This is a genomic window from Streptomyces sp. NPDC048461, from assembly GCF_055587105.1.
This window is the reverse complement of record NZ_JBVJGW010000003.1, coordinates 493,046-510,900: the sequence shown is the minus strand read 5'-3', so window position 1 is coordinate 510,900 and position 17,855 is coordinate 493,046. Positions and strand designations below refer to the sequence as shown.

The 17,855-nt window shown below is 74.0% G+C and carries 20 protein-coding genes and 1 riboswitch; of the genes, 10 read left to right on the top strand and 10 right to left on the bottom strand.

Annotated elements, in window-relative coordinates:
• The first annotated feature begins 23 nt into the window (after positions 1–23).
• The 4 genes from ACZ6S8_RS07905 (at position 24) to ACZ6S8_RS07890 (ending at position 3,017) form a co-directional block, all read left to right on the top strand.
• Positions 24–1,001 (top strand): DEDDh family exonuclease, encoded by a 978-nt coding sequence (locus ACZ6S8_RS07905; protein ID WP_469453468.1) that lies wholly within the window; start codon positions 24–26, stop codon positions 999–1,001.
• A gap of 115 nt (positions 1,002–1,116) precedes the next feature.
• Positions 1,117–1,350 carry a hypothetical protein gene (locus tag ACZ6S8_RS07900; protein WP_267722439.1) on the top strand — a complete coding sequence of 78 codons (234 nt, stop codon included), beginning with the start codon at positions 1,117–1,119 and terminating at the stop codon, positions 1,348–1,350.
• Between the two features lie 116 nt (positions 1,351–1,466).
• A complete protein-coding gene (locus ACZ6S8_RS07895; RefSeq protein ID WP_469453466.1) occupies positions 1,467–2,252 on the top strand; it encodes an SURF1 family cytochrome oxidase biogenesis protein in 786 nt (261 codons plus the stop codon).
• A 9-nt stretch (positions 2,253–2,261) separates the two neighbouring features.
• On the top strand, positions 2,262–3,017 hold the full coding sequence (locus tag ACZ6S8_RS07890) for an SDR family oxidoreductase (RefSeq protein ID WP_469453464.1): 756 nt from the start codon (positions 2,262–2,264) through the stop codon (positions 3,015–3,017).
• 89 nt (positions 3,018–3,106) lie between these two features.
• Here the strand turns inward: ACZ6S8_RS07890 and amaP are convergent, their stop codons facing one another.
• The 8 genes from amaP to ACZ6S8_RS07850 form a co-directional block, all read right to left on the bottom strand.
• Positions 3,107–3,664: an alkaline shock response membrane anchor protein AmaP gene (gene amaP / locus ACZ6S8_RS07885; RefSeq protein WP_469453462.1), complete on the bottom strand. Its 558-nt coding sequence runs from the start codon at positions 3,662–3,664 to the stop codon at positions 3,107–3,109.
• A 7-nt stretch (positions 3,665–3,671) separates the two neighbouring features.
• Complete coding sequence (locus ACZ6S8_RS07880) at positions 3,672–4,337, bottom strand: DUF6286 domain-containing protein (protein ID WP_469453460.1); 666 nt, start codon at positions 4,335–4,337, stop codon at positions 3,672–3,674.
• Entirely contained in the window at positions 4,238–4,627 is a 390-nt protein-coding gene (locus tag ACZ6S8_RS07875) for a hypothetical protein (protein ID WP_469453458.1), read from the bottom strand. The genes ACZ6S8_RS07880 and ACZ6S8_RS07875 overlap by 100 nt, the downstream gene beginning before the upstream one ends.
• Positions 4,628–4,634: 7 nt before the next feature.
• Positions 4,635–4,844, bottom strand: coding sequence for a hypothetical protein (locus ACZ6S8_RS07870; protein ID WP_469453456.1), 210 nt, complete (start codon positions 4,842–4,844; stop codon positions 4,635–4,637).
• Between the two features lie 42 nt (positions 4,845–4,886).
• On the bottom strand, positions 4,887–5,339 hold the full coding sequence (locus tag ACZ6S8_RS07865; protein ID WP_469453454.1) for an Asp23/Gls24 family envelope stress response protein: 453 nt from the start codon (positions 5,337–5,339) through the stop codon (positions 4,887–4,889).
• 198 nt (positions 5,340–5,537) lie between these two features.
• Complete coding sequence (locus tag ACZ6S8_RS07860) at positions 5,538–6,317, bottom strand: enoyl-CoA hydratase/isomerase family protein (protein WP_469453452.1); 780 nt, start codon at positions 6,315–6,317, stop codon at positions 5,538–5,540.
• Between the two features lie 152 nt (positions 6,318–6,469).
• A complete protein-coding gene (locus ACZ6S8_RS07855) occupies positions 6,470–6,691 on the bottom strand; it encodes a helix-turn-helix domain-containing protein (RefSeq protein WP_030010789.1) in 222 nt (73 codons plus the stop codon).
• 365 nt (positions 6,692–7,056) lie between these two features.
• A complete protein-coding gene (locus ACZ6S8_RS07850) occupies positions 7,057–8,655 on the bottom strand; it encodes an ABC-F family ATP-binding cassette domain-containing protein (RefSeq protein ID WP_267722406.1) in 1,599 nt (532 codons plus the stop codon).
• 262 nt (positions 8,656–8,917) lie between these two features.
• On the opposite strand from ACZ6S8_RS07850, the gene ypfJ reads away from it, so the two are divergent.
• Complete coding sequence (gene ypfJ, locus ACZ6S8_RS07845) at positions 8,918–9,808, top strand: KPN_02809 family neutral zinc metallopeptidase (protein WP_469453449.1); 891 nt, start codon at positions 8,918–8,920, stop codon at positions 9,806–9,808.
• Positions 9,809–9,888: 80 nt separating this feature from the next.
• Positions 9,889–10,284, top strand: a complete 396-nt coding sequence (locus ACZ6S8_RS07840) for a VOC family protein (RefSeq protein ID WP_469453447.1) — start codon at positions 9,889–9,891, stop codon at positions 10,282–10,284.
• Positions 10,285–10,381: 97 nt separating this feature from the next.
• On the opposite strand, the gene ACZ6S8_RS07835 is transcribed toward ACZ6S8_RS07840, so the two are convergent.
• Positions 10,382–11,824 (bottom strand): hypothetical protein, encoded by a 1,443-nt coding sequence (locus tag ACZ6S8_RS07835; RefSeq protein WP_469453445.1) that lies wholly within the window; start codon positions 11,822–11,824, stop codon positions 10,382–10,384.
• A 147-nt stretch (positions 11,825–11,971) separates the two neighbouring features.
• Positions 11,972–13,102 carry an alpha/beta hydrolase gene (locus ACZ6S8_RS07830; protein ID WP_469453444.1) on the bottom strand — a complete coding sequence of 377 codons (1,131 nt, stop codon included), beginning with the start codon at positions 13,100–13,102 and terminating at the stop codon, positions 11,972–11,974.
• Positions 13,103–13,434: 332 nt separating this feature from the next.
• Here ACZ6S8_RS07830 and ACZ6S8_RS07825 point away from each other — a divergent pair, with 332 nt between their 5' ends.
• The 4 genes from ACZ6S8_RS07825 (at position 13,435) to ACZ6S8_RS07810 (ending at position 17,854) form a co-directional block, all read left to right on the top strand.
• Positions 13,435–14,709, top strand: a complete 1,275-nt coding sequence (locus ACZ6S8_RS07825; RefSeq protein WP_469453442.1) for an inorganic phosphate transporter — start codon at positions 13,435–13,437, stop codon at positions 14,707–14,709.
• Positions 14,710–14,734: 25 nt separating this feature from the next.
• Entirely contained in the window at positions 14,735–14,956 is a 222-nt protein-coding gene (locus tag ACZ6S8_RS07820; RefSeq protein WP_267722397.1) for a hypothetical protein, read from the top strand.
• Between the two features lie 162 nt (positions 14,957–15,118).
• Positions 15,119–15,268: riboswitch (cobalamin riboswitch) on the top strand.
• Between the two features lie 37 nt (positions 15,269–15,305).
• The gene (locus tag ACZ6S8_RS07815; protein WP_469453605.1) at positions 15,306–16,298 is read left to right on the top strand and encodes a cobalamin biosynthesis protein; all 993 of its coding nucleotides are present in this window, start codon (positions 15,306–15,308) and stop codon (positions 16,296–16,298) included.
• Positions 16,295–17,854: a cobyric acid synthase gene (locus ACZ6S8_RS07810; RefSeq protein ID WP_469453440.1), complete on the top strand. Its 1,560-nt coding sequence runs from the start codon at positions 16,295–16,297 to the stop codon at positions 17,852–17,854. Before ACZ6S8_RS07815 ends, ACZ6S8_RS07810 begins: the two co-directional genes overlap by 4 nt.
• The last annotated feature ends 1 nt before the right edge of the window (position 17,855 follow it).

The window sequence follows — 17,855 nt, the reverse complement described above, 5'->3', positions numbered from 1 at the left end:
GTCGGTCGGGGCCGATATCCTCTGTGACCATGCTCGACGACCGTACGACCGCAGACACGATGTGGCCGACCGCGTACCCACAGGGGTACGCGGTCGTCGACGTGGAGACCACCGGGCTCGCTCGCGACGACCGGATAGTCTCCGCAGCCGTCTACCGGCTCGACGCGCAGGGCAATGTCGAGGACCACTGGTACACCCTGGTCAACCCGCAGCGGGACCCCGGGCCCGTGTGGATCCACGGCCTCACCAGCGACCTGCTCCAGGACGCCCCGCTCTTCGGGGACATCGCCGAGGAGTTCGCCGGGCGGCTCGCGGACCGGGTGCTCGTCGCGCACAACGCCATCTTCGACTGGCAGATGATCGCCCGGGAGTACGCGCGGGCCGCCGGGGCCGCGCCGGTCCGTCAGCGGCTGTGCACCATCGCCCTGTCGAAGGAGCTGGGCCTGCCGCTGCCCAACCACAAGCTGGAGTCGCTGGCCGCGCACTTCGGGGTGGTGCAGCAGCGCGCCCACCACGCGCTCGACGACGCCCGGGTGCTCGCGGAGGCCTTCCGCCCCTCGCTGCACGCGGCCGCGCGGGACGGCGTACGGCTGCCGCTGCTGGAGTGCCGGCCGCTGACGGAGTGGTCGGACGCCCCGGCCGCGCCGCGGATCGGCCACCAGGCCTCGTACGGGGGCGGCAACTGGCGCGCCTCGCGCAAGCGGCCGCCGTGCCCGCACCCGAACCCGGGGCGGTTCGAGGACGGCAAGCCGCTCAAGCAGGGCATGCGGATCGCCTTCTCCGGTGACACCTCGGTGGACCGGGACCTGCTGGAGGACCGCGCCGTCGAGGCGGGACTGCACGTGGCGACGAGCGTGTCGCGGCTCACCAGCCTGCTGGTGACGAACGACCCCGACTCGGCGACCTCCAAGACCGTCAAGGCGGCGGCCTTCGACACCCCGGTCGTCGACGAGGCGGCCTTCACCCACCTGCTGCGCGACGTGGCCGCCGCCGAGGACTGAGGGGCGGCGCGCACGGAGGCCCGCCGGGCCGTGCGTTGCGCCGGCCGGGTGCAGGCACGGCGACTCACCCCGGTGGATCTTGTTCCGCCCGGCCGCCGTGCGCAGCATTCGGCGCATGGCACGTTGTGAGGTCTGCGGAAACGATTACGGCATGTCGTTCGAGGTGCACGCGCAGGGCGCCGTGCACGTCTTCGACTGCTTCTCCTGCGCCATCCACCGCATGGCGCCCATCTGCGAGCACTGCCGGGTCCAGATCATCGGGCAGGGCGTCGAGGTCGAAGGCCAGTGGTTCTGCGGGGCGCACTGCGCCCGGGCGGAGGGGAAGGTGGGCGTCGTCGACCGCGTCTGACCCCCTCGGCCGGGGCTGTGTCCGTCCCCCGCTCCTCCCGCCGCGTCCCCCGCGCCCCGACCCCGGACGGCCACCCGGCCGCCGGGGTCCCTCCGGCTGGGGGTACCGTCGTGGGCGTGTACCGCTTTGTACTGACCCGGCAGTGGGTGTGCCTGACCCTCGTCGCCCTGGCCTTCGTCCCCGCGACGATCAAGCTGGGGTTCTGGCAGTTCCACCGCCATGAGCACCGGGTCGCGCAGAACCAGCTGATCGAGGCGAACCTGCGGGACCGGCCGGTGCCCGTGACCGAGGTCACCTCTCCGGGCCACCGGGTCCCCCGCGCCGACTTCTGGCGCGCCGTCACCGCGACCGGTACGTACGACACCGCGCACGAGGTGGTCGTGCGGATGCGGACCGACGGGGACGACAAGGTCGGCTTCCACGTCCTGACCCCGCTGGTGCTCGCCGACGGCCGGGCCGTCCTGGTCAACCGGGGCTGGGTGCCGGGCGGCGACGACCCCCGCGCCTACCCGCCGGTGCCGGCCGCCCCCGCCGGCGAGGTGACGCTCACCGGCCGGCTCAAGGCCGACGAGACGAGCGGCAGCAGCGGGATCAAGGACCGCAAGGGCCTCCCGGACCGTCAGGTGATGCTGATCAACAGCACCCGGCAGGCGGAGTTCCTGGGCCGCCCGGTCCTCGGCGGCTACATGGAACTCACCGGCCCGGCCCCCGCGGACGGCAGCCCGCGGATGATCGGCGACCCCGACCACGACTCCATCGGCCCCCACATGGCGTACGCCGTCCAGTGGTGGCTGTTCACCGCCGCGGTTCCGGTGGGCTGGGTGATCCTCGTACGGCGCGAGAAGCGCGACCTCGACGAGCAGGCCGCCCGTGCCGCCGAGCGGGAGCCCGCGACGGCGTAGCGTGTCGGCATGGATCTTGGACTGAAGGACCGTGTCTACGTCGTCACCGGAGCCACCCGCGGCCTCGGCTACGCCTCCGCCCGTGAACTGACCGCCGACGGCGCGAAAGTGCTCCTGACCGGCCGCGACGAGAAGCGGGCGGCCGATGCCGCCGCCTCGCTCGGCCCGAACGCGGCCGGCGTCGCCGCCGACAACTCCGAACCGGCCGCGGCCGGGCGGCTCGTCGCCACCGCGCGCGAGCGCTTCGGCCGCTTCGACGGCATCCTGATCAGCGTCGGCGGCCCGGCCCCGGGCAGCGCGGCCGACAACACGGACGAGCAGTGGTCGGCGGCCTTCGAGTCGGTGTTCCTGGGCGCGGTCCGCCTCGCGCGGACGGCCGCCGCCGAGCTGGGCGAGGGCGGGGTCATCGGCTTCGTCCTGTCGGGCTCGGTCCACGAACCGATCCCCGGCCTGACCATCTCCAACGGTCTGCGACCGGGCCTGGCGGGCTTCGCGAAGTCGCTGTCGGTCGAGCTCGGTCCGCGCGGCATCCGCGTCGTGGGCCTGCTCCCGGCGCGCATCGACACCGACCGGGTGCGCGAGCTCGACGCGCTGTCCGGCGACGCGGATGCCGCGCGGGCGGGGAACGAGTCCCGCATCCCGCTGCGGCGCTACGGGGCCCCGGAGGAGTTCGGCCGCACGGCCGCGTTCCTGCTGTCCCCCGCCGCGTCCTACCTGACGGGCGTCATGCTCCCGGTCGACGGGGGCTCCCGGCACGGCTTCTGACGGGGCTTCCGGGACGGCTGCTCCGGGGGCGCCTCCCGGGCCCGGCCACGTCGTCGCCGGACCCGGGAGGCGCCGTCACCGGGTCCGGTTCACGTCACCCGCCGGGCCCGGTGGGACGCCACCTTCAGACGGGCCTCCGCCGGCAGCGCCGCAAGGCCCGCCGAGGTGCGGGCGTTGGCCATGACCGGACCGGCCAGCCCCGCGAGCGCGTCGGCCGGAACCGCGTACGGCTCCAGTTCCAGCGCGACCCGCAGCGCGGGCGATCCGCGCCTGCGGCGCAGCGCCACCCGGCAGCGGGCGACGCCGTCGAGGGCGCCGGCCTCCGCGGCCACCGCCTCCTCCAGCGCCCGGCCCCGCAGCAGGGCGAAGGCCCCGTCCCCGGTGTCGACGGTCACGGCCTGCAGGCGCGAGCGCCTCAGCTGGGCCAGCAGCCACCACAGGGCCAGCAGCACACACAGCCCCAGTCCGGCGGCCACCGCCCACCAGTACCAGCTCTCGCCGTGGCCGTACCGCTGCCGGGTGGCGGCGGTCAGCAGCGGCGCGTGCCGGCCGCCGAACGGCCACGACCCGGTCAGCACCGCGGCGCCGGCCGCCATCAGGGCCAGTCCGATCAGCGCCAGCACGATCCGGTTCACCACGTTGAGCACGCCGTGCTCACCTCCCGACCCGTACGCGCGTCCGCGGCGGGCGCGCGAGACCCAGTTCCTCGATGCCGACCGCGAGGACCGCGTCCAGGTCGGCCCGTACCTCGTCCAGCTCCCGGAAGTGAGAGGTGGCCCGGACCCCGATGCGGGAGCGGCCCACCTTCACCCTGACCGACCGCACCCCGGACACCTCCATGGCCCGGTCCCGCAGCACCTGGGCCGCGTCCTTGCGGCCGAGCGCGGCCCGTACGCCCGTGGCCGGGTCCGGGTCGGGCGTGCGCATCGGCAGGATCGAGCGGAGGCCCGGGGCGATCGCCAGCACCAGGAGCAGCAGCCCGGCCGCGGCCAGCACGCCGCCGCCCGCCATCACGGCCGGGTCCGCCGGGGCGTGCCGTTCGAGCTGGTGGGCGAGGTCGCGGCGCCAGCTCATCCCGGGGCGGTCGGCCCGTACGGCGATCAGGTCGTACAGGAGCAGGCCCGCCGCGCCCAGCACCACGCAGGCGGTGACGGCGGCCGGGACGCGCCGCGCGGAACGCAGCCGGGCCGAGGGGGCGGTGCCGTCGGGCGGCGGAGCGCTCACCGCAGCCGCCGGTCCCGCCCGGCGGAGAGCCGGGTGTGTGCGGAGTGCAGGTGCTCGACTTCGATGTCCACCTCGGGCACGGACATCGACGCGCACTCCGCGATCCGCCGGACGACCTGGCTGCGCACCGCCGCGCACTGCGCGGCGACGTCGGAGGGGTAGTCCAGCTCCATGTTGATGCGGACCCGGGCGATGTCGTGGTGCACCGTGACGGTGGCGTGCGGGGCCGGCGCGGCGGAGCCCGGACCGGGCGCCGCCGGGCCGCCGGCCGCGAGCGCCTCCCGCGCGGCCTGGGCGGCGATCTTCGCGACGACCCGGTCGGCGATGCGGGTGGCACCCCGGTCCGCCGGGTCCACCTGTGTCGCGATGGTCCTGGGCGTGCTCACCGGGGCCTCACCTGCCCCGGTCGTCGCGGCCGCGACCCCGGTCGCGGTCCCGGGGGCGGAACAGGTCGGCCGCCTCCAGGTCCCCGTCGAGGAACCGGCCCAGGACGAACCCGATGGCGCCGAGGGCGGCCACCAGTAGGAAGGCCCCGAAGCCGCCGAAATATCCGGCGAACCCCAGTGCCATGCCGGCCAGCAGGCCGACGACCGCCATGCTCATGCGGGCTCCTCTCGGCGGAGCGAAGTGGTGGAGGGGGATCGCCTAGTGGAGCCGGGATTCCGGTTCCTCGTCTTCCTCGTCGGGCAGTTTGACGTCGCTGACGGCGATGTTGACCTCCACCACCTCCAGGCCGGTCATCCGCTCGACGGCCGAGACGACGTTCTCACGGACGGCCCGGGCCACGTCACGGATCGACACGCCGTAGTCGACGACGATCTCCAGGTCGAGGGCGGTCTGGACCTCGCCGACCTCCGCCTTGACCCCGCGGCTCACGCCGGCCTTGGCTCCCCCGGGCACCCGGTCGCGCACGGCGCCGAACGTACGGGAGATGCCGCTGCCGCTGCCCATGGCGTGGACGCCGAGCACCTCGCGCGCGGCCAGTCCGGCGATCTTCTCGACCACGCCGTCGGCGATGGACGTACGGCCCCGGTCGCCGGGCTCCTTGGAGTGTCCCCCTGCTGCGGAGGAGTGTCCCCCTGCTGCGGTTTCAGTCATCGCTCGTCCTTAGAACGGGAAGCTTGGACTCCCGACCACGGTAGGCGGGTACCACCCGCGACGCACCGGGAGCTACGCCGGTCGGCCGCAACCGGCAGTACCCGGCGCCTGCCCCGCACCGGTCCGGACATGCCGCCGCCCCGCCCCCCGGGACGGGGGAACGGGGCGGCGGGGCGGTCCGTGCGGGGACCGCCGGGATCAGTCGGAGAGGCCCGCCAGATCGCGCAGGCGGCGGGCCTGGGCGGCGCGCTCGGCGGCGCGCTGCTCGTCGTACGGGCGGGAGGGGGCGGCGCGGAGCAGGGCCTTGGTCTCGATCACGGCGTCCCGCGGCGGGGCCAGCAGCGCGGTCGTGAGGTCCTGGACGGCGGCATCGAGCTCGTCCGCGGGGACGACGAGGTTGGCGAGGCCGACCCGCTCGGCCTCCTCGGCGTGCACGAAGCGGCCCGTGGCGCAGATCTCCAGCGCGCGGGCGTAGCCGACCAGGGAGGTCAGGGGCTGGGTACCGGTCAGGTCGGGAACCAGGCCCAGGCTGGTCTCGCGCATGGCGAACTGCACGTCGTCCGCGACGACGCGCAGATCGCACGCGAGCGCGAGCTGGAAGCCGGCGCCGATCGCATGTCCCTGCACCGCGGCGACGGAGATGATGTCGGTGCGCCGCCACCAGGTGAATGCCTCCTGGTACTCGGCGATGGTGGAGTCGAGCAGTTCGTCCGAACCGCGTGCCAGATCGAGGAAGGACGGCTCGCCCTCGAAGCCTTCGGGGGTGAACGCCTGCCGGTCGAGCCCGGCGGAGAAGGACTGTCCCTCGCCGCGCAGCACGACGACCCGGACGGTGCCCGGCAACGACCTTCCGGCCTCGGCCAATGCCCGCCAGAGCGCGGGGGACTGGGCGTTTCGCTTGGCCGGATTGGTCAGTGTCACCGTGGCGACCGTGTCGTCGACGGTGAGTCGTACGCCGTCCTTGTCGAGCAGAGCCATCTGTATGCCTCCGGTGTGCAGTCGGCCGCAAGCCCGGCCTAAGTGACTGCACAGTAACCACCCGGTCGGCCGGAGGGCCGGCCGGGGGTCACCGAAGGAACCGCTGGTTCAGTGGAGCGGTGGAACGTCGGAACGGATGGGACCGGGGGGAATCAGGCCGTGGCGGCCTTCTTGCCGCGTGTCGCGCCTCCGCGACCACGCAGCGAGACCCCGGACTCACTGAGCATCCGGTGGACGAATCCGTAGGACCGGCCGGTCTCTTCGGCCAGCGCCCGGATACTCGCACCGGAGTCGTACTTCTTCTTCAGGTCTGCCGCGAGCTTGTCGCGCGCGGCGCCGGTTACCCGGCTGCCCTTCTTCAGAGTCTCGGCCACCCGTGCCTCCTCGTGGGAAGTGCGCTCTGGACTTCTCATGATCACCCCTCCCACGCTTCCTGGCCACCCATTCCGCAAGGTCGGTACGACCGCATTTCCCGAGGGGTGGACACACACGCAGAACGGAATCTTCACTTCCGCTGCATGACCTCCGTCACACTCCGCAGCCCCCGCCGGAAACCGGCAGGTCAGGGGCCGGGCGAGGAAAAGCGGAAGGCCCCGGCCGCGCACTCGCAGGAGTGCGGCCGGGGCCGTCGAACGACGCGCGACGGTACGAGACCGCCTCACTCAGATGATGGATCACCGCTGAGCCGAATGATCCATAAGGAATTGGATCAGAAGCGGAACCCCGATCGGGCGCCGGATCAGGCGAGGGAGACGAGGTCCCGGTAGTCCGGTCCCCAGAGGTCCTCGACACCGTCCGGGAGCAGGATGATCCGCTCCGGCTCCAGCGCCTCGACGGCGCCCTCGTCGTGCGTGACGAGGATGACGGCGCCCTTGTAGGTGCGCAGCGCGCCCAGGATCTCCTCGCGGCTGGCCGGGTCGAGGTTGTTCGTGGGCTCGTCGAGGAGCAGCACGTTCGCCGAGGAGACGACCAGTGTGGCCAGGGCCAGCCGGGTCTTCTCGCCGCCCGAGAGCACTCCCGCGGGCTTGTCCACGTCGTCGCCGGAGAACAGGAAGGAGCCGAGCGTCTTGCGCACCGCGACCAGGTCCAGGTCGGGGGCGGAGGACCGCATGTTCTCCAGGACGGTGCGTTCCGGGTCCAGGGTCTCGTGCTCCTGGGCGTAGTAGCCGAGCTTGAGGCCGTGGCCCGGGGTGACCTGGCCGGTGTCGGGCTTCTCCGTACCGGACAGCAGGCGCAGGAGGGTGGTCTTGCCGGCGCCGTTGAGGCCGAGGATGACGACGCGGGAGCCCTTGTCGATGGCCAGGTCGACGTCGGTGAAGATCTCCAGCGAGCCGTACGACTTGGAGAGCCCCTCCGCGGTCAGCGGGGTCTTGCCGCAGGGCGCCGGGTCGGGGAAGCGCAGCTTGGCGACCTTGTCGGAGACCCGGACGGCGTCCAGGCCGGCGAGCAGCCGGTCGGCGCGCTTGGCCATGTTCTGGGCGGCGACGGTCTTGGTCGCCTTGGCGCGCATCTTGTCGGCCTGCGAGTTCAGGGCCGCGGCCTTCTTCTCGGCGTTCTGGCGCTCGCGCTTGCGGCGCTTCTCGTCGGCCTCGCGCTGCTGCTGGTAGAGCTTCCAGCCCATGTTGTAGACGTCGATCTGGGAGCGGTTGGCGTCCAGGTAGAAGACCTTGTTCACGACGGTCTCGACCAGGTCGACGTCGTGGGAGATCACGATGAAGCCGCCGCGGTAGTTCTTCAGGTAGTCCCGGAGCCAGACGATCGAGTCGGCGTCGAGGTGGTTGGTGGGCTCGTCGAGGAGCAGCGTGTCGGCGTCCGAGAAGAGGATCCGGGCGAGCTCGACCCGGCGGCGCTGGCCGCCCGAGAGGGTGTGCAGCGGCTGGCCGAGGACCCGGTCGGGCAGGCCGAGGGCGGCCGAGATGGTCGCGGCCTCCGACTCGGCGGCGTACCCGCCCTTGGTCAGGAACTCGGTCTCCTGGCGCTCGTACTGGCGCATCGCCTTGTCGCGGGTGCCGCCCGAGCCGGTGGCGATCCGCTCCTCGTTCATCCGCATCTTCTTGATGAGGACGTCGAGGCCGCGGGCCGACAGGATGCGGTCGCGGGCCAGGGTGTCGAGGTCGCCGGTGCGCGGGTCCTGCGGGAGGTAGCCGACCTCGCCCGAGCGGGCGATGGAGCCCGCGGCGGGCTGCCCCTCCCCGGCGAGGCACTTGGTGAGGGTGGTCTTGCCGGCTCCGTTGCGGCCGACGAGGCCGATGCGGTCGCCCTTGGCGATGCGGAACGAGGCGGACTCGATGAGGACGCGGGCGCCGGCGCGCAGCTCTACGCCGGTGGCGGTGATCACGGAAATACTCCAGGGCGGTGTGGACGGCGGAAGGGGGGCAGGACGCGATGCTTCGACGCCGCTAATCCGCGAGGAGATTTGCCATGAGGACCATTCTACCGGGGGTCCGCAACTACTTTCCGGGCATGCGGACGGAGGACGCACGCTCCCCCGCGTCCCCCGTTCGGCCCAGGGAGCGCACCGGTCGGCCGGGGCGCGTATCAGGATGAACGGGTTGATACTCGCCGCAGGGGCGGACACGTGGATGCGAGGGCGGTGCGGGATGCAGTTCGACGACAACGCCAATCTGGACACTTCCGAGGTCAGCGATGTGCGCGGCAGCCGCATCCCCGGCGGGAGGGCCACGGTCGGCGGCGGCATCGTCGGCATCATCGCGCTGATCATGGGCCTGCTCTTCGGCGTGGGCCCCGAGCAGCTGGGGCTGTCCTCCGGGAACGAGGAGCCGGATCCGGCCGCCTCCTCCGTCAACCAGGTGCAGCAGGCCTGCCGGACCGGGCAGGACGCGAACGCGCGGGAGGACTGCCGGCTGGTCGCGGTGGTCAACAGCACCCAGGACTTCTGGAAGCAGGAGTTCACCCGGCGCGGCGGGCAGTACAGCCCGGCGCAGACGGTCTTCTTCTCCGGCCGCGTGGGCACCGCCTGCGGGGCGGCCACGTCCGCGGTCGGCCCCTTCTACTGCCCCTCGGACCGGAAGGTCTACCTGGACCTGGGCTTCTTCAACGAGCTCCGGACGAAGTTCGGGGCGAGCGGCGGCCCCTTCGCCCAGGCGTACGTCGTGGCCCACGAGTACGGGCACCACATCCAGAACCTGACCGGCACGCTCCAGCGGTCGCAGGACGGGCAGCAGGGCGCGAACAGCAACGCGGTGAAGGTGGAGCTCCAGGCCGACTGCTACGCGGGGGTCTGGGCGCGCAACGCGACGAAGACCCCGGACGAGTCCACGGGCCGCCCGCTGATCACGAGCCTGACGGACCAGGACATCAAGGACGGCCTGGACGCGGCCGCGGCGGTCGGCGACGACCGGATCCAGGAGAAGTTCCAGGGCCGGGTGACCCCGGAATCCTGGACGCACGGGTCGGCCGAGCAGCGCCAGCAGTGGTTCTACCAGGGCTACCGCACCGGGGACATGGCCCAGTGCAACACCTTCCGCTGACTGTCGGCGCCGCCTGCCATGCTGTGCCGTGGGTCACATTCACGGCCGATGACATGCACCAGTGAGAGGGAGTGATCGTCATGGCAGGCGTTCCGTCGATCTGTCCGACCCTGCTGTACCGCGACGCCAAGGCGGCGATCCGGCAGCTGACGGAGGCGTTCGGGTTCCACCAGGTCGCCGTGTACGAGGGCGACGACGGCTCGGTGGCGCACGCCGAGCTGTCGTACGGCAGCGGCATCGTGATGCTCGGCAGCAAGGGCCGGGGCGGGCTCTTCGACAAGGCCATGGAGGGGGCCGGCCCCGCCGGGGTCTACGTCGTGGTCGACGACGTGGACGGCCACCACCGGCGGGCCGTCGAACACGGCGTGGAGATCCTCATGGAGCCCACCGACCAGGACTACGGCTCGCGGGACTACATGGCCCGGGACGCCGAGGGCAACGTCTGGAGCTTCGGGACGTACGCCCCGCAGGCCTGAGGCCCGCGGCGCCCGTTCCGGCGCGCAAGGGCCGCGCGGAGCCCGGCCGGGGCGGGAGGCGCTGGGCCGCGCCGCCCGGCGCGGCCCGTACGCGAGGTCACGCGCCGCCGGTGTGCACCTGGAACGCGGCCCGCCGGACCGCCTTGGCGAGCGCCGGGTCGGGGTGGGCCGCGGCCAGCGCCACCAGGACCTGCACGGTGCGCGGGTGGCCGACCGCGCGGACCTCGTCCAGCAGCCGGGGGACAGTGGTCCGGACGGCCGAGTCGAGGTGGCGGGCCAGCAGGTCCGCCTCCCCGTGGTCGGCGATGGCGGCCGCGGTGTCCACCCAGAGCCAGGTCGACTCCTCGGGGGTGAGCACGTGCTGCGCCTCGTCCGGGTCGACCCCGTCGTGCTCGGCGAGCCAGAGCAGGGCGTACGGCCGCAGGGCGGAGTCGCGGACCGCGGCGCGGACCTCGGGCTCCGCGGGGGCTCCGACCACGCGCAGCGCCTCGAAGGCGAGCCCGCGCAGCAGTGCGTCCTCGCCCCGGGCGGCGTGCAGGAGTTCGCTGACCGCGTGGCCGACGGGCCGGGCGGCGAGCCAGGCCTGGTACTCGGCGCGGGCCGGCCCCGGGGTGAGGCGGGCGCAGCCGTGCAGCATGGCGGCGGCGGACTGCTCGATGTTCCCGGCGGGGCTCTGCGCGGCGACGCAGATCTGCTCCAGCTTGACCCAGACGGCCCAGCTCCCCAGCGGGGTGAGGGCGGCGCGCGCGGGGCCGAGGGTGACGGCGTCCACGGCGGCGAGGCCGCCGAGCGCCCAGCGCAGCAGCCTGGCGAGCGGGAAGGGGCGGGTCTCGGCGGCGGGCACCGGGGCGGGTCCGGGGACCCGGTCCGCCGGCGCGGACGCGGACTCCGCGCCGTACGGGACCTCGCACCGCTCGTCGCGCAGCTCGGTGACGCGCTGTCCCAGCAGGTCCAGGAGGTCGGGGACGGTCACCGGGCCGGCCGACAGCTGCAGCAGGGAGAGCAGCTGGGGCATCGCCTCGACGACCTCGGCGACGGCCGCGGGGGCGATGTCGGCGGGGGCGGGGTGGACCAGCGACCAGGCGTCGAAGAGCGCGACCCAGCCGCGGAGCACGGCGGTGTCGTCGCGGTCCCAGGCGCGCAGCCGCCAGCCGGGCCGGGCGTGGCCGCCGTGCACCTCGACGAGGCCGGCGAGCCGGGCGCGGTCCCAGCCGACCCGGATCTGGCCGTGGGTCAGGTTCAGTTCCTCGGCGGCGCGTTCGACGTCGGAGGCGGGCAGCGCGCCCGCGGGTGCGGGCCGGCCGCCGTCGCCGGCTCCGAGGTTGCGCTCGGCCCAGCGGGTCAGGCGTACGGCGTCGACGAGCGAGGCCCTGGCCCGGTTCGCGAGGTCCGCCGTGGCGGGCGTACCGGCCGGGGGCCGCGGGGTGGTTCTGGTCCGCCGGTCGGTCACCGCCTTGCGGGCCGTGGCGACGGAACGCGGGGAGACGAGTCGGAGTCTGGAGTCGCGAGCCAACTGCTCATCAGGCTTTCGGGACGTCACGGAAGCAGTCTCGCCCGTGACGGGCCGAAAGCCCAAACGGAACCGGCGGTTACCGCTGCTCACCCCGGGAACAGACCGGGACAAGCCACCCCCCGGACCCCGGTCGCCACAGGGCCTTCACATGACGGAAACCCCCGCGAGACGCGCTCACATGAGCGGAGTGAGGAAACGGCGCAAGGCCTCCTCGTAGCCGGCGGGGTCCGCGTTCCACATCGCCCCGTGCCCGGCCCCGGCCACGGTGTGCAGGGTGACCAGGTCGGGGCGGGCGTCGGCGAGCCGCCGCGAGGGCTCCCAGGGGGCGAGCGTGTCGTCCGGGCCGTGGAAGACCAGGACCGGGACGCGGAGCGCGCCGGGGTCGGCGCCGGGCGGCAGCCGGTCGGCGCCCAGTCCCGCGCGGCTCTCGGCGGCCCGCACCGCCAGCGGCAGCACCGCGGCGGGGGTGCGGCGCGCGGCCGCGAGCGAGCGCAGCGTCGCGTGCCAGTCGAGGACGGGCGAGTCCAGCACCAGCCCGGAGATCCGGTCGGCGAGCGCCGAGCGCTCGGCGGCGCGCAGCGCCATGGCGGCCCCGGTGGACCAGCCGTGCAGGATCACGCGGCGGGCTCCGTAGCGCAGGGCGTAGCGGATGGCGGCGTCCAGGTCGCGCCATTCCGACTCGCCGAGGTGTCCGAGGCCGTCGGGCGGGGCGGGTGCGCCGAGGTCTCCCCGGTAGGCGAGGTCGAGGACGGGCAGGTGGTGGCGGTGGAGGAAGGGCATGACCACCATCGGGTGCTCGCGGCTGCTGCCGAGCCCGTGCACGGTGATGACCCAGGTGTCCCGGGCCGCGGGCACGAACCAGGCGGGCAGGGCGCCCAGCTCCCCCGGGACGTCCACGTCGGCGTGGTCGAGCCCGAGGGCGGTGCGCGGGTTGCCGAGGTGGACCTGGGGGGTGAGGGTGACCCGGGTTCCGGGGTCGAGGCTGCCGTGGGTGACGGCGACGAGCCGGCGGACCACGGTGTCGGGGCCGTGCGGGGCATCCGGCAGGACCGGGCCGACGACCGCGTGCACCCCGGGGGCATCCAGCCCGTACGTGCCGGGGCGCAGGGAGCCGAGGGAGCGGGTCAGCTCCACCCGGCCGGGGGCCGTGGAGTGGACGCTGAGCCGGGGACCGCCGGGCAGGGGGCGCCCCGGTTCGGGACGCAGGGCGGCGTCGGCGGCGTAGCGGCCGGCCGCGACCGCGGCCGCGCCGGCGCCCAGGAGCGTGGTGGTGACGGCTGCTGCCGTCGCTGTGGCGGTACGCACCGCTCCAGTGTCGGCGCGCGGGCTCCGGCGGGCCACCGGAGACGAGCGCTCCGCGGAGGGAGCGGACCTCGGCCTGCGGGGACCGGAACCGGAGTGACCTACCTCTCCTTCGGGTGACGGGGCGGACTCCCGGGGCAGGCGGTCGTGTTGCCGGAGGGGAGCATTCACCCGGCTTTGACGTGCATTAATCGATATATCTACGGCAGAACCAGGACGAAGCTCCCGATCGCGTGGCGCACCAGTACACCGGTCCGCCCGTGCCAGTTCACCTTCCGTTCATCCAGGTTGCCTACGTTCGCCGAGCCACTGACGTCAAACAGAAGCCTGGGTAAATGGAGCACATAACGCTTCTCCTCGGGATCGTGATCATCACCGCTCTCGTGTTCGACTTCACGAACGGTTTTCACGACACGGCCAACGCGATGGCCACCACCATCTCGACCGGCGCCCTCAAGCCCAAGACGGCGGTGGCCATGTCCGCCGTACTCAACCTCGTCGGCGCGTTCATGTCCGTGGAGGTCGCCAAGACGATCTCCAAGGGCCTGGTCAACGAGGAAGGCATCCAGCCAGAGGTGATCTTCGCCGCCCTGGTCGGAGCCATCCTCTGGAACCTCGTCACCTGGCTGGTCGGCCTGCCCTCCAGTTCCTCCCACGCCCTGATGGGCGGCCTGATCGGCGCCGCGGTGGCCTCGGCCGGCATGGGTGCGGTCAACGGCAGCGTCGTCGTCACCAAGGTGCTCATCCCCGCGATCGCCGCCCCCCTGGTGGCCGGCCTGGCCGCGCTGCTGGCGGCGAAGCTCACCTACAAGCTCGGCAACAAGGTCGGTGAGAAGACCTCCGCGAAGGGCTACCGCGCCGGTCAGATCGCCTCGGCCGGCCTCGTCTCCCTCGCGCACGGCACCAACGACGCGCAGAAGACGATGGGCATCATCACGCTGGCGCTCATCGCCGGCAACGCGCTGCCCGCCGGTGCCAACCCGCCGGTCTGGGTCATCGTCTCCGCCGGCCTGGCCATCGCCATGGGCACCTACCTGGGCGGCTGGCGCATCATCCGCACCATGGGCAAGGGCCTGACCGACCTCCAGCCGCAGCAGGGCTTCGCCGCCCAGACCTCCGCGGCGAGCGTCATCCTGGCCTCCTCGACCCTCGGCTTCTCCCTCTCCACCACCCACGCGTGCTCCGGCGCGGTCATGGGTGCGGGGCTGGGACGCAAGGGCGGCGTGGTCCGCTGGTCCACCGCCAGCCGCATGTTCATCGCCTGGGGCCTGACCCTGCCGGCCGCCGCGCTGGTCGCCGCCGGAGCGGAGCTCGTCATGCGGACCGGCGACATCGGCATCGCCGCCGTCACGGTCTTCCTGGTCGGCTCCTGCTTCGCCATCTGGGTCATCTCCCGTCGCCAGGTCGTCGACCACCACAACGTCAACGAGGTGGAGCCGGCCGGTGTCGGTGTCGCCGGTGAGCCGGAGGCGGGTGTCGTGACCACGGCCATGGCCGCCGTCACCGTCCCGCCGACCACCGCCGCCGCGGCGGCCATGGCCGACGACGACCTCCGGGCCACCATCCCGGCCGCGACGACGACCCCGGCGGCTCCGGCCGCCGCGGTCTGACCGAGATCTGCAGAGGAACGGCAGTATGAAGATCGACTGGGAAGCACTCGGCTCCGTCTTCGGGGTCAGCCTCTCCGCCACCGTCGCCCTGGTGGCCCTCTTCACCCTGGGCCTGGTGGGCCTGTCCAAGCACGAGGCCGCCACCGAACAGGGCGGCAGCGCCACCCTGGCCCGGAGCGGGGCGTACGCCTGCTTCGCGCTCGTCACGGCGGCCGTGGCGTACGGGATCTACCTGATCGTCGCCTGAGACCTCGGGCGCGCGGGCTCCCTCCGGGTTCTCCCGGGGGGAGCTTTCGCATGACCGGCCCCGCGCCCGCCGCACGCCCGGCCCGCGCCGCCGCACGCCCCGCGCGGGCGGCGCCGTACTCCCGCCTGCGGCCCCGCCGCAGGTCAACGGCGAGTTGACGGGCCTTCGCGGTGCGTGGTGGACTGCCCGAGCCATTACGGCGGCATGGAGAGGAAGCCGGTGCGAATCCGGCGCGGTCCCGCCACTGTCACCGGGTCACTCCAGCGCGTGCGACCCGGGAGCCAGGAACTCTCGCCGCCGGTCACGTCGAACCAGGGCGCGGACCCTGAGTGAGGACATGCCTTCCACCATGCGTGCCGACCGCGTCTTCGCGTACGGCGCCGCGGCGGGCCTGATCGGCGACCGGATCCTCGGGGATCCGCGCCGCGGGCACCCCGTGGCCGCCTTCGGACGGGCCGCCGCCGCCGTCGAGCGCGCCCTGTGGCGCGACGACCGCGCCCGGGGCGCCCTGCACACCCTGATCTGCGCCGGGGGCGCGACCGCCGTCGGCCTGCTCGGCGCCCGCGCCGTGCGCTCCCGGCCCGCGGCCGCCCGCATCGCCCTGACCGCCGCCGCCACCTGGGCCGTCGTCGGCGGCACCTCGCTGGGCCGGGAGGCCCGCACCATCGGCGGGTCGCTGGCCGCCGGGGACGGCGATGCGGCCCGCAAGCGGCTGCCGCACCTGTGCGGGCGCGATCCGCAGGCCCTGGACGAGCAGCAGATGGCCCGGGCCGTCGTGGAGTCCGTCGCCGAGAACACCTCCGACGCCGTCGTCGGGGCCCTGGTGTGGGGCGCCGTGGCCGGGGTGCCCGGGCTGCTGGCCTTCCGCGCCGTGAACACCCTGGACGCGATGGTCGGCCACAGGTCCCCCCGCCACCTGCGCTACGGCTGGGCCTCCGCCCGGCTCGACGACGTGGCGGGCTGGCCGGGCGCCCGGCTGACCGCGCTCGCCGCCGTCGCCGCCGGCCCCGACCGGCGCGGGGCCCTGCGGGCCTGGCGCGCGGACGCCTCCCGGCACCCCAGCCCGAACGCCGGCCCCGTCGAGTCCTCCTTCGCGGGGGCGCTCGGCGTGCGCCTGGGCGGCACCCTGGCGTACGGCGGCCGCGTCGAGCACCGGGCCGTGCTGAACGGCGCGGCCGGACGGCCCGTCGAGGTCGCCGACATCGAGCGGGCGGTACGGCTGTCGCGGAACGTGACCTGGCTGGCGCTGGGGGCCTGCGTGGCCGCCCGGACGCTGGCCGGGCGCGCCTCCCGCGGCGCCTTCCCGCCCCGCATCCCCCGTACGAGGAAGGAGCGCCCGTGAGCGGCGCGCAGCGCGGCGGCGGACTGCTGGTCGCCGGTACGACGTCGGACGCGGGAAAGAGCGTGGTCACGGCGGGCATCTGCCGCTGGCTGGCCCGCACCGGCGTGAAGGTGGCGCCCTTCAAGGCGCAGAACATGTCGCTGAACTCCTTCGTCACCCGGGAGGGCGCCGAGATCGGGCGCGCCCAGGCGATGCAGGCACAGGCGGCCCGGGTGGAGCCGACCGCGCTGATGAACCCGGTGCTGCTCAAGCCCGGCAGCGACCAGAGCAGCCAGGTCGTGCTGCTGGGCAGGCCGGTGGGCGAGATGAGCGCCCGCGGGTTCTTCGGGACGGCCGGGGGCGCCGCCCCCGGGACGGCGCCGCAGGGCGGCCGGCGCGAGCAGCTGCTCGGCGTCGTCACGGACTGCCTGGAGCAGCTGCGGGGCAGCTACGACGCCGTGATCTGCGAGGGCGCGGGCAGCCCGGCCGAGATCAACCTGCGCCGGACCGACATCGTGAACATGGGCATCGCCCGGGCCGCGCGGTTCCCGGTGGTCGTGGTCGGGGACATCGACCGGGGCGGGGTCTTCGCGTCCTTCTTCGGGACGACGGCGCTGCTGTCCCCGGAGGACCAGTCGCTGATCGCGGGGTACCTGGTGAACAAGTTCCGCGGCGACGTGTCGCTGCTGGAGCCCGGCATGGAGATGCTCCGCGGCCTGACGGGCCGCGGGACGTACGGGGTGCTGCCGTTCCGGCACGGCCTCGGCATCGACGAGGAGGACGGGCTGCGGGTGTCCCTGCGGGGCGCCGTCCGCGAGTCCGTGGTGGCGCCGCCGGTGGGCGAGGACGTGCTGCGGGTCGCGGTGTGCGCGGTGCCGCTGATGTCCAACTTCACGGACGTGGACGCGCTCGCCGCCGAGCCGGGGGTCGTGGTGCGGTTCGTGGACCGGGCCGAGGAACTGGCCGACGCGGACCTGGTCGTCGTACCCGGTACGCGCGGCACGGTGAAGGCCCTGGCCTGGCTGCGCGAGCGCGGCCTCGCCGACGCACTGGCCCGGCGGGCCGCCGCGGGCCGGCCGGTGCTGGGGATCTGCGGCGGGTTCCAGGTGCTCGGCGAGCACATCGAGGACGAGGTCGAATCGCGGGCCGGAGCGGTCGACGGCCTCGGCCTGCTGCCCGTACGCGTCCGCTTCGAGCGGGAGAAGACCCTCGCCCGGCCGACGGGCACCGCGCTCGGCGAGCCGGTCGAGGGGTACGAGATCCATCACGGCGTGGCCGAGGTGCTGGGCGGGGAGCCGTTCCTGGACGGGTGCCGGGTCGGGTCCGTGTGGGGGACCCACTGGCACGGCTCGCTGGAGTCGGACGGCTTCCGCCGGGCGTTCCTGCGCGAGGTCGCCGCGGCCGCCGGGCGGCGCTTCGTCCCGGCCCCGGACACCTCGTTCGGGGTGCTGCGCGAGGAACAGCTCGACCTGCTGGGCGACCTGATCGAGGAACACGCCGACACCGGCGCGCTGCTGCGGCTGATCGAGGAGGGGGCCCCGGCGGGGCTGCCGTTCCTGCCGCCGGGCGCGCCGTGAC